Origin of the sequence: Mesorhizobium sp. J8 (assembly GCF_016591715.1) — a bacterium.
Taxonomy (GTDB): Bacteria; Pseudomonadota; Alphaproteobacteria; order Rhizobiales; family Rhizobiaceae; genus Mesorhizobium.
Genome location: NZ_AP024109.1, coordinates 1,478,806 through 1,490,147 on the forward strand (window position 1 = coordinate 1,478,806; position 11,342 = coordinate 1,490,147).

An 11,342-nucleotide genomic window follows, 5' to 3' on the forward strand; every position below is an offset into this window, starting at 1 on the left:
TTCCGGTTTGGCATGGCTCTTGCCACGAACTTCGCAGCAACGTTCGACCCGAACGCGGCGCCGGAAGAGGCCGGGGAGGGAGGAAGAGCCGCTCCGGTCCGATCATGGGAGAGAGATTGATGTTGACCCCACAAGTCCAAAGCGCAAGTTCCGCGCCACGCAAACCCTTCTATGCCCGGCTTTACGTGCAGGTGCTTGCTGCCATCGCCCTCGGCATCGCACTCGGACATTTCTATCCGGGGGTAGGCGAGAGCCTGAAGCCGCTTGGTGATGCTTTCATCAAGCTCGTCAAGATGGTCATCGCACCGGTGATCTTTTTGACCGTTTCGACCGGCATCGCCGGCATGAACGATCTCCAGAAGGTCGGCCGGGTTGCCGGCAAGGCGATGGTCTATTTCCTCACCTTCTCGACGCTCGCGCTGATCGTTGGCCTCGTCGTCTCCAATGTCATTCAACCTGGCGCCGGCCTTAACATCGATGCGGCCTCGCTCGACGTCCAGGCCGTGGGTGCCTATGCCGCAAAGGCCCACGAGCAGTCCGTGACAGGCTTCCTGATGAACATTATCCCGGTCACGATTGTCGGTGCCTTCGCGGATGGCGACATCCTGCAGGTCCTGTTCTTCTCGGTTCTGTTCGGCATTGCGCTGGCCATGGTCGGAGAGACGGGCAAGCCCGTCAGATCCTTCCTCCAGGCGCTCTCCGCACCCATCTTTGAGTTGGTCGGTATTCTGATGAAAGCTGCCCCGCTCGGCGCGTTCGGGGCCATGGCATTCACGATCGGCAAATACGGTATCGGCTCGGTGGTCAATCTCGCGATGCTGGTCGGGACGTTCTACATAACAGCCTTCCTGTTCGTGTTCGTGGTTCTCGGCGCGGTCTGTCGTTACAACGGCTTCTCGATCCTTTCCCTCATCCGCTACATCAAGGAAGAGCTGCTGCTGGTTCTTGGAACGTCCTCCTCGGAGGCCGCGCTGCCCTTTCTCATGGAGAAAATGGAGAAGGCCGGCGCCAAGCGTTCGGTCGTGGGCCTCGTCATCCCGACCGGATATTCCTTCAATCTGGATGGCACCAATATCTATATGACGCTGGCGGCCCTCTTCATCGCCCAGGCCACGAACACCGATCTTTCACTCAGCGATCAGATCCTGTTGCTCCTCGTCGCGATGCTTTCCTCGAAGGGGGCAGCGGGGGTCACCGGTGCCGGCTTCGTCACACTGGCCGCCACTCTCTCCGTAATACCGTCGGTTCCAGTGGCTGGTATGGCACTGATCCTCGGCATCGACCGCTTCATGTCCGAGTGCCGGGCCCTTACCAATGTCATCGGGAACGCCGTGGCGACGCTCGTGGTCGCCCGTTGGGAAGGCGAGTTGGACCAAGCGCAGTTGGAAGCCGCCTTTGCGGGACATCAGCTCGCCGCCACATTGGCCGGTCAATCACCTGTCGCGCACGCGCCAAGCGAGGTCACATCGTTGCAACTTGTTAAATCGCCTGGGCGCGCACAAGCACAGCACAATCAAGCCGCAGACCCCAAGCAGGGACGCGCGGACTGATGAAGTCAGAGGCGTTAAATGCGCAAACGCACCTGAACAAACGGCGCGCATCAATAAGCGCCAACTTTCGCCTGGGGCGCTGTTCACCGGCACGGCGTCGATCATAGACACTCAGCGACTTGGCCTTGCCAGCTCCGGCCCGAGCATCGGGAGGTGCTGGCCCGCCATCACGCGAGAGATGCAAGTACGAAGAGCGCCCCAGGCGAAGACCAGCGCCTGTTCATGTCGGTGATAGAGAACGAGGCGTGCGCAACGGATGCAAAGCCGGAGAAATGGAGAGTCCACTGGGTGAGCTGCCCACGCTACAGCGCCGCGGTAAGCAACGGATAGCTAAAGCTCAAGATGGGACACTGGGAAGTATTGTCGTAACCGAGAAATGAAAATCGAGGAACAATGAGATTGGAATCAATGAACTGAGCTAAGCAAAAAGTGGCAGAGGCTACACGAAATATCGCCAACGGGGAGGCGACAATTGCGACTGATGTCGGTTGACTGGAGAAAGAAATGTCGGATGTAAAAATAAAAAGTGTGCTTTCGTCTTTTTCGCATATGGCAAAGAGGCTAGAGCCTTTACCGTCCGACAAACCTGCGCCGGATGACAATTATGTCAGGCTAAACGCCAATGAAAACCCGTTTCCGTTGCCGAAGGTTGTAATGCAAAGAGCGCTTGCAGCCATGGAGCGGCAGTATCTTTATCCTGAACACGACAACGTCAGCTTGAGGGAAGCGGCCGCAGACGCCTATGGTCTCGCGAAGGATCAGGTGATCGCCGGAAACGGCTCTTCCGAACTTCTGGGGTTGATCTACAAAGCGTTTCTTAATCCTGGCGACAGCGTGGCAATGCTATCGCCAGGTTTTTCGTTCAACCGCAAACTTGCAATGTTGCATGGTGCTCGGTTTGTCGAAATCGAGTGCAACAAGGCTAATTTCCTGCCAATAGACGAATTGCTTTTTGGGCCTGCAGAAAAGGCGAAGTTCATTCTGTTGGCCAACCCGAACAATCCAACCGGAACGTTCGTTCCGGTGGCCGAGATCGAACGCCTCGCGGCGCAATCGGGTCACTTGATCGTCCTGGACGAGGCCTATGTCGACTTTGCGCCGGATAATGGCCTACGCCTCATCGACAATTATCCGAATGTTCTGCTCTTGCGAACGTTTTCAAAAAGCTACGCCGCCGCTGGTATTCGTGTTGGTTTCGGTTTCGGCCACCCCGAAGTCATCGGAAGGCTACGCAATATCCAGAACGTCTTCAACATGAACGTAATCGGCCATGCGGTTGGCATCAGCATTCTTGCTCATCGCGCCGCCTACCAAGAGAACCACAAACACATCAAGCATGAAAGAGAGCGAGTGGCATTCGCGCTGGCGCAACTTGGATTTTCTGTCAAACCTTCACATGCAAATTTCTTGCTAGCCCGCGTGCCGGCGGGACAAGACGGCAGATGGTGGCAAGAAGCCTTGGAACGGCGCAAAATCCTTGTCGCCTTCTTTCCCGAAAAAGGTTTGGAAAATTACATTCGTGTTAGCGTCGGTACAAAAAGGCAAATGGATGCATTCCTAAACGCCGTCTCGGGTATCCTTGACAGATCAAGTATCCAGAACCAGCAACTAGAAAAAAACTAGATTCTTCTCTGTTCCACGGGCGACGGCCTGAACTGAAAACATGTCCAACGTCCTTGATTGCTTCGACAGTTGTCCGAAGCGAGGGGCACACTGCATCAAAACTGGAGATAGTAGGGTGACAAATACCTTCCCGTCGAAGCTGACCTTCGGAATCTTCGATCACTTGGACGAGGACGGCCGCGACATCGGGCCACAATACGCAGATCGCCTGAAGTTGGCGGAGGCATGCGATCACCTCGGATTTTATGCTTATCACCTCGCAGAACACCATTGCACCCCACATGGGAGAGGTCCGTCGCCGAACCTTTTCTTATCGAGCGTCGCACAGCGTACCCGCCAACTGCGTGTCGGTCCCTTGGTGATGCTGCTTGCCCTCTATCATCCGATTCGTGCGTTCGAAGAGATCTGTATGCTTGACCAGTTGAGCGGCGGCAGGCTCGAGCTCGGTATAGGGCGAGGCTCTCTCCCGGTCGAGTTGGGTTATTTCGGCATAGGTGCGGACGCGGTGCCAGACCGCTATGCGGAAGCCAGTGAAATCCTCCTCGACGCCATGAAAGGCGCGACATCGTCGTATCAAGGCCGCCACTTTGAGCTAAATGGCGTTCCTTTGACGCTTACACCGCACCAGCATCCGCATCCGCCTACATGGGTCGCCGCCGCTCGACCCGAATCGGCAGAATGGGCCGCCGCGAATGGCGCAAATCTCGCTTGCGTAGGCCCTTCCTCCTCCGTCCGAAAAGTTACGGACGCCTTCCACGCCCATCGGGAGCACAACGCTAATGGGCACAGCAAAGCGCCATTCGTTGGATTGCTGCGCATGGTCGTGATTGGTCGCTCTGACACACATGCCTATTCGCTCGCGGCACCTGCTTATGAACGATGGCTCACGAGCTTCAAGTTCCTCTATGATCTCAATGACATCCCGACTCCACCAAACCTGCCATTGACCTTCGAAGCGGCGGTAGAGAGTGAATTGTGCGTGGCAGGAACGGCGACGTTTGTGCGGGAAGTTCTTCTCAATCAGCTGGAAATAGCTGGTGCCAACTATCTTCTTTGCCAGCTCGCGTTTGGAGATTTGCCACTGGAAGCGTCCCTATACACCGCAGTGACGATGCAATCCGAAATCATGTCTCGATTTGGCTGAGCATTAACGTGGTATCCGACTTTGGAAATCGTTGCGCCAGTACGGCTTGCCTCTCCCTGCGAGGGGCCAGTTCAACTGGCCAGTGCGGCTCGGTCCGCCTGTCGTCCTCAGGTCCGGGCCGGCGCCAGCATGTTGGCACAACCGCTGCTTTCAAACACAATTGAGAAAACGCGTTGACGCCGCTGCGCAGCAAAAACGAACCTTTGCCGGCCGCTCATCCGACCGGCAGAAGGAGGCTTCTTACATCAGTCTGTCTCAAGGGCTCGACACGGCGCCATCAATCGCAGTTTGGCCGCTTCATGATCGAACGAAACGCGGTTGCGCCCACGTTGCTTGGCATCAAGAAGGCACCGTCCCGCTGTGCGAAGGACATCTTGAGGGTCTGCATTGCGAGGGATTTCCGCACCGCCGATGCTGATGGTCACCTTCACATCATCGGCTAGCCCTTTGATCCAGGGTAGTCCTCCAACATGCCGACGGATATTTTCTGCAACGGTCATTGCCTGCTCTTTCCGCAGGCCTCGCAGCAGTACCCCGAACTCTTCGCCGCCAAGGCGACCAATCGAGTCGCCTGCGCGAGTCAGATAGACAAGCGCCTTTGCAATCTGCACCAAGGTCTCGTCACCCCTGGCATGGCCGTGCTTGTCATTGAACAAGGAGAAGTGATCCGGATCGATCACAAGAAGCGTGTCACATTCTCCGTCATCACGCTGCCGGTCCATCCTGGCCATGAACTCGCCACGGCTGAGAAGCCCCGTCATCGGGTCGTGACTGGTTACAAAGGTGAGCCGATCGTGTGTATCTCTGAGCGCCGCGTACGACTTCTCCAGCTTGTCACATGTGTCCTGGATGGTTTCCGCCTGGGCGAAGATGTAGGCGCCGACGGGCATTCCGATCAGAATGGGGATCACGGTGCATTCCACCCAGCTCAGCCAGTCGATCGGCATGTGCAAGGCGATTCGTGCCGTAAACGACAGAGCAAAGGTCGCGACGATTGCGATTATCGTGACGACTATCGATTTGCCCAAAATACGCTTGGTGCGCGGCGTCATGCTGTTTCTTTAAAGATTGGCATCGCTTTTTTAGACAATGGCGCTGAAAGAGCCGTTACCAGGTCGATTAAGATTATCTTGAAATGAAAGCGCAGGGGAAGAAGCATACGAGACGTGTCCGTATGCCAAGGTCCATGACAGCGAGCAATGCCGGGGCAGCGCGATGATTTTAGCGACGGTTAAAATTGGAGTTTTTCGACACCGACGGCGTATTCAGGCGCTATTCCATGCTGCATGGACGGTGGTCGTTGAATATGCGTGGCCTAGGCTGGATCAGAGATAGACGATCGACTGAAGCTCAGCAGATACGAGATAGGATCGCCTTGCTCGAAGCCGAACTGATCAACGCTGCGGCTTCCAGGGGCAAATCCAATTTGCAGAACCTAGGTCACCAGCTGCGTTCGCACAAGGCCAGGTTGGAACGCCTCGAACAATGCGTCGCCTGGATGTCAAAACGACCCTGATACTACTGCGTCCGACCGCACGCCGAAACCCAGCTAACCCGCTTGCCCACCATCGCTCGCCGAGAGCGCTGGGCCGCCCTCTTGAAGAACATATCACGTCTAGGTGGAGGGCGCGTTGCATTTGAATGCAAGCGGTACCCGCTCCGACGGATTAAATCTGTCAAAGAGCAAGCGGGACCTTTCTCAGTCGCCCCGCAGTATTTTTGCTTCAAGCGCGGCCGCAACAAACGCGCGTCGAGCGGCTGGGGGGTGAGCTTGGCCACGTAGCACCTGGAGACATGCGTCCATCGCTATCTTGCGTTTCTCGGTTTCACGAGGAAGATCTCGCAGCAAGATAGCGGCCGCGTCATTGACATCTAACACAATACGCTCTGAGCCATGGTGTCTAAGCTGCACGACGACTGGCCGCTCGAATCTGCTCAAGCCGGTCATCTTTCCCTCCCTGCAGCCGGCATGCGCAGACTAAGCGTCGCCCTGTTGCCCAGCCGAACGATCCCGCTGTCTCTCCGCCGCTGACGCGCGCAACCTCGACGTGGGGTTCCGGTCGCCAAGCCTGCCCGGGTCGGGCGCCCTTCCAGATGATGACTACAACTGGTCCCCCTTCCGGGCGCCGATATGCACACAAAATTGTCTCCCAAAAAATGTGTCCCGGCCCGTCCTCATCTAATCGCCGAAGTTCACACTAGCCGTTTCCGCTGCCCGTTTTGCAGGCAGCAATCCACTGCATCGCCGAGGTTGGATCTTCCAATATGGCGGCCCGTTTCGCAAAGCCGTAAAAGGCAGCGCGGGCAGCGCTTAAAGGCTTGTGTCCATCATAGGCATCATAGCAGGCCTTAAGGGCGGTCTCGTGGATCAGGTCTCTGCGATCTTCGGGCCACTCGTCGAGAAAATCGATGGCGTCCTCGAGGTTGGCAATCTCTTGCACGACATAGGCGGCACGCTTCACGAAAATAGGGGTACCGAAGGCCTGCGCCTGCATTTCGTTCTCCTCCCAACCTGCTGAACAGCCGACTTACGAGGCGGGCCTCGTCGACGCCCGCCGACCGTTGCAGAATGTGTTGTCAGCGCGATGACGCTTCAAGAGGAAAAAGCGGCGAGTCGCCCGCGCGGAAGGGATCAGATCGATGGCAAGCCTCGTGCTGCAAACTTGACCATATTGGGCGACGATGTCCATCGCTCTGGCCTGCGCCGATGAACGTTGAATCCAGTTGCCTAACCCAGTCGTACAATGCTGAGCAGCAAAAGACGTCGCGGCATCGCCTTTCTAGCGCGTCGATTTAGGCAGCCGCCGACCCAGGCTGGATTAACCCAGCCCAAGCCTTTTCTTCAGCTCCGCATTCTCCTTGCGCAGACGATCCGCAAGCAGGCTCTTCAGCCGCTTGTTTTCTTCCTCGAGCGCGACGAGATCCTTTAGCTCGTCCCTGTCCGCTGCAGGCGTCGCCGCTTTCTTCCAAAGATAATATGTCTGTTCAGAGATGCCGGCCTGCTTCGCCGCGCTCTTGAGAGTGGCGCCGCCGCCGATCAACGTCTCGATCTGGGCGAGCTTCTGGCCGCGCTCCTTTGCGGAGTAGACCTTGCGGCCTGTGCGTGCCGATGGCGGTGCGTCAGTGGTCGTCGATGCCGGCTTGGCGCCATTCTTGCGGCCAGGCGCGCTCAGCTCAGTGCTTGGCTTCCTCGACCGCGACGTTCTTGCCTTCGGTTTTGGCGTCTCCGCTTTGGTTGCCGGTTCGGGAGTAATTACTGCTGTTTCGGTTTCCAGACGATTTGCCATGAAAGGCTCCACTTGCTGTTTGTGCAAAGGTTCAGCATTAAGGGCCACGACGGTTGAGTCAACAAGCTGACGATTTTGCGGTTGGATCTTCTGGAGTTCCTCTGTTGTTTCGGCCATTGCAGCGGCGATATCGAAATCGCCCCAGATGGAACGGGCGGTTTTTTTAAAAGTCCGCTTCTGTTTGACTTCCACGGTGAATGGTCGCGTCTGGCGCCTCATAGTTCCTTCCTGGTGAGAAACGAATAGAAGAATAAGGAGAAGTCGCCGTTCGAAATCCTGGCGCTTCCTGCTTCGTGTGGAGCTTTATCGTATAAGGCCCTCGAGGCACAAGTGACGCCGGATCCGAGTGCTGAATCGCCGCGGAGATCTTTGAAAAGCGTATTGGAAAGCTGCAGGCGGGCTGAGCGCGGGCCTCAGGCCAGGAGAATGGCTGCAAGGATGCGACGGGAGCAGGTCCGTTCGGATGTGCTCCGGGCATCGCGACGCTGCAGGGGCGGCGATGTCTCGGATCGAATGTCGCATCCTGCCGTCGGACGTACTCAGGAATTGGAAACTGCTGCATCTCGATTTTCTTCAGTGTCCCCTGAAAACTCGCTTGCAGGGGACAACGCCGAATCTGGCCAGCAAATAGCTCTACCTATCTCCTGGGTTAGCAGGCGCGGCCACTGTGGCAGCTTGGCTTGAATGGCGGGGCTGTGGTTGAGTGAGCTGAAAAATCCAGCCGTGCGGTCATAATGGCGAAGAGAACATCTCCTCTCGTACCCTTTCAGCACAAGACCTTCCGTTCGCTGTGGTCGGCCGCCCTTATTTCGAATCTTGGCACGCTTGTCGAAGGCGTGGCGGCTGCGTGGCTGATGACGAGCATTGCCACTTCCCACGGAATGGTGGCGCTCGTCCAGTCATCAACCACCTTGCCGTACATGATCTTCTCGCTCGCGGCGGGAGCGATGGCGGACAACTTTGATCGTCGCCGGATCATGTTGACGGCGCAACTGCTGATGGTTTGCGTGTCCGCCTCGCTGGCGTTCTTGACCTACGCTGGGGAAATCACCCCCTGGAGCCTTTTGGGTCTCACTTTCCTGATCGGCTGCGGTTGGGCATTGCACGATCCTTCATGGCAAGCCTCGATGGGAGATATCCTTCCTCGCGAGCATCTGCCAAGCGCAGTTGCCCTCAATGGCATGAGCTACAACCTCATGCGCAGCGTCGGACCGGCGATTGGCGGCATAATCGTGGCGACAGCCGGGGCGGCCTTTGCGTTTCTCCTCAATGTCTTCTGCTATGTCGCCCTCATCGCCGCGCTGTTGCGCTGGAAAACCGTATGGGCGCGCCAGACGTTGCCGCGCGAGGCTTTCGGCAGTGCGATGGCGGCGGGCTTCCGCTACGTGCTCCTGTCACCAAATCTTCTGAAGGTGATGTGCCGGAGTTTCATTTTCGGCCTCACCGCGGTCGTTATTTTGGCGCTCTTGCCCTTGGTCGCGCGCGAACAGGTCAAGGGCACCGCAGTTACCTATGGTGTAATGCTCGGCTTCTTTGGCCTTGGTGCGATTTGCGGCGCGCTTCTGATCGGGCGGACTCGCGAAGTTCTCTCCAACGAATGGGTCATTCGCGGCGCGTTCCTTACACTGGCGATCAGCTGCTTCTTTCTGGCATGGAGCGAGCACGTTTGGTTAACCTGCCTGCTGCTCATGCCGGCTGGCGCGGCCTGGATCCAGTCTTTCTCGCTGTTTAATGTCACAGTTCAGCTTTCGGCCCCGCGGTGGGTGGTTGGACGAGCCTTAGCCCTCTATCAGACGGCCGCATATGGCGGCATGGCGGCGGGAAGCTGGCTCTGGGGCGAGTTGGCGGATGTGCAAGGCGTTTCGGGAGCATTGCTTCTGGCTAGCTTGGTTCTTGTGTTTGGGGGGCTGATCGGCATCGTTCTGCGTCATCCGGATTTTGAAACGCTCAACCTCGATCCGACCAACAAGTTCTGCGAACCGACCCTGCAACTTGATCTGCGCCCACGAAGCGGCCCGATCATGGTAATGGTCGACTATCGAATCGATCAGAGCGACGTCCCAGAATTTCTCACAGTGATGACATCATGGCGAAAAGCCAGGCTGCGAGATGGCGCCAGACAATGGGCGTTGCTGCGCGACCTGGAGAAGCCCGAACTATGGACCGAATGTTACCACGTGCCGACCTGGGTCGAGTATGTCCGCCACAACAAGAGGCAGACCCAGGATGACGCCGAAATCGTTGCGCGCCTTGAGGCCCTGCACCGTGGAGATTGCCCGCCCAAGATCCATCATAAGATTGAACGCCAAACCGTGCGTGTACACGATGATATGCCGCTCAGGCCCCATTTTGGCAGGACTTGAGCGAAACGGCGAGCCAATACTTGGCTCGAGATAGGACGATCATCTAGGCGCGGAGATACGGGCAGGCAGACTGCCGACATCCTGTCACGAACGAGCGGGTAGTGGGTCAGTTTGAATTTAAGAGCCGATCTCGATGAGCGATGTGTAGAAGCTGCATCTGCTCGAACAGGCTCAATAGCTCTTCGGCTAAGTCTGTCCTGAAACCTTTGTGGTGGAAGTCCGCGACGATCTCCCTCTGGCGCGCAATGTGTCGCGCGCCTAGGAGCACATGCTGCTCCAGCATCGCCAGAACGGTTTCCTTCATAGCTTAAGCGATAGCAGCTTTCTCGCGCATTTTGTAGGCACCGCGCACCATCGGCTTCTTGGCTTGCTTCGCTGCGACCAGCCCAACGACGTCCGCGATCTCCCAAAGCTTGTCGGTGGCGCCAGCGGCCATAGCTGGCGTGACCCTCAAAGTCTTATGGATGTGCACAAAATTGCAGTACATGAAGTGCGAGGCGATCGCGTGACGCCTTGCTCTAGCCAAGGCGAATGCGCTGGGCCTCGGGACCCTTTTTGCCCTGGCCCAGTACGAAAAGGACCTTCTGCCCCTTTATCAGCAGTGTGAGCCCCGCCCCGGTCAGCTCGGTGGCGTGAACGAAGACATCCTTGCCGCCGGATTCGGGAGCAATGAAGCCGAAACCTTTTTCAGAGTTGTACCACTTCACGGTCCCCGAGGCTTCCAACCGTCGAACGGCGGATTCTTCGTCGGCAGTCGCAAGCGCCGAAGCGGTCGGAATAAGTTCTCCGACCTCCAACACCTGCGCAACCTGATATCCCTTTCGCGTTTCCTCCAACGTGACCTTGAGGAGTGTACCCGCCGCGACGTCCCGGCTTCCGATCGTCTCCAACACGCGCAGTGGCAGACAGGCCTCCCTGCCATCTGACAGCTTGACGAAGCCGAATCCTTTGCCTGCGTTGAACCACTTGACCTGTGCGCCGACTGTCTCTGCGACTGCAGGTGACGGCCGCTGGAAGAAGCTCGGCGTGAAAGGCCCGTCGGCGAGAGGAAGTGGCTCGTCGTCATCTCGATGCCGACGTGGCTTGCGATAGTCTTTGTATCTGCTCATATCACGTCGGCTGGATTAGAAAGGGCAGGATGCTACGACAATAAGGCGCTGCAGATTGCTAATCAATGTCAGCCATCGCATGTCAGTCAACGTCACCGAGGAACGCGCCGTGCATAGCCCAAACTATAGCCGTGTCCCGGGTCGATGCCAGATAAGCCAAAACCGTCTCCAACAGGAGTGGCGAAGTCGCAATCTGATACTCGCTTGCTCGTCAGCACGAGCCGCTCGATTTGCTTCCGCAAGCCGCCGACGCGTTGGCGATCGCG

At 57.3% G+C, this 11,342-nt stretch carries 9 protein-coding genes and 1 pseudogene; 4 read left to right on the forward strand and 6 right to left on the reverse strand.

The window, feature by feature from the left end; genetic code table 11:
- The first annotated feature begins 119 nt into the window (after positions 1–119).
- From MJ8_RS06750 to MJ8_RS06760, 3 genes are all read left to right on the forward strand, one after another.
- Entirely contained in the window at positions 120–1,550 is a 1,431-nt protein-coding gene (locus MJ8_RS06750; protein ID WP_201413664.1) for a dicarboxylate/amino acid:cation symporter, read from the forward strand.
- A 504-nt stretch (positions 1,551–2,054) separates the two neighbouring features.
- A complete protein-coding gene (gene hisC, locus MJ8_RS06755; protein WP_201413665.1) occupies positions 2,055–3,173 on the forward strand; it encodes a histidinol-phosphate transaminase in 1,119 nt (372 codons plus the stop codon).
- Between the two features lie 115 nt (positions 3,174–3,288).
- Positions 3,289–4,317, forward strand: a complete 1,029-nt coding sequence (locus tag MJ8_RS06760; protein ID WP_201413666.1) for an LLM class flavin-dependent oxidoreductase — start codon at positions 3,289–3,291, stop codon at positions 4,315–4,317.
- A 245-nt stretch (positions 4,318–4,562) separates the two neighbouring features.
- Here MJ8_RS06760 and MJ8_RS06765 read toward each other — a convergent pair whose 3' ends face one another.
- The 4 genes from MJ8_RS06765 to MJ8_RS06780 form a co-directional block, all read right to left on the reverse strand.
- A complete protein-coding gene (locus tag MJ8_RS06765) occupies positions 4,563–5,369 on the reverse strand; it encodes a GGDEF domain-containing protein (RefSeq protein ID WP_201413667.1) in 807 nt (268 codons plus the stop codon).
- Between the two features lie 647 nt (positions 5,370–6,016).
- Positions 6,017–6,265, reverse strand: a complete 249-nt coding sequence (locus tag MJ8_RS06770; RefSeq protein WP_201413668.1) for a DUF982 domain-containing protein — start codon at positions 6,263–6,265, stop codon at positions 6,017–6,019.
- A gap of 250 nt (positions 6,266–6,515) precedes the next feature.
- Positions 6,516–6,812 (reverse strand): DUF982 domain-containing protein, encoded by a 297-nt coding sequence (locus MJ8_RS06775; RefSeq protein ID WP_201413669.1) that lies wholly within the window; start codon positions 6,810–6,812, stop codon positions 6,516–6,518.
- Between the two features lie 324 nt (positions 6,813–7,136).
- Positions 7,137–7,823 carry a transposase gene (locus MJ8_RS06780; RefSeq protein ID WP_201413670.1) on the reverse strand — a complete coding sequence of 229 codons (687 nt, stop codon included), beginning with the start codon at positions 7,821–7,823 and terminating at the stop codon, positions 7,137–7,139.
- Positions 7,824–8,338: 515 nt separating this feature from the next.
- Here MJ8_RS06780 and MJ8_RS06785 point away from each other — a divergent pair.
- The gene (locus MJ8_RS06785) at positions 8,339–9,967 is read left to right on the forward strand and encodes an MFS transporter (protein WP_201413671.1); all 1,629 of its coding nucleotides are present in this window, start codon (positions 8,339–8,341) and stop codon (positions 9,965–9,967) included.
- Positions 9,968–10,346: 379 nt separating this feature from the next.
- Here the strand turns inward: MJ8_RS06785 and MJ8_RS32725 are convergent.
- Positions 10,347–10,472, reverse strand: a pseudogene (locus MJ8_RS32725) (IS1 family transposase); the annotation flags it as partial.
- Between the two features lie 13 nt (positions 10,473–10,485).
- Positions 10,486–11,076, reverse strand: coding sequence for a cold-shock protein (locus MJ8_RS32645; protein ID WP_201413672.1), 591 nt, complete (start codon positions 11,074–11,076; stop codon positions 10,486–10,488).
- Positions 11,077–11,342: the final 266 nt, after the last annotated feature.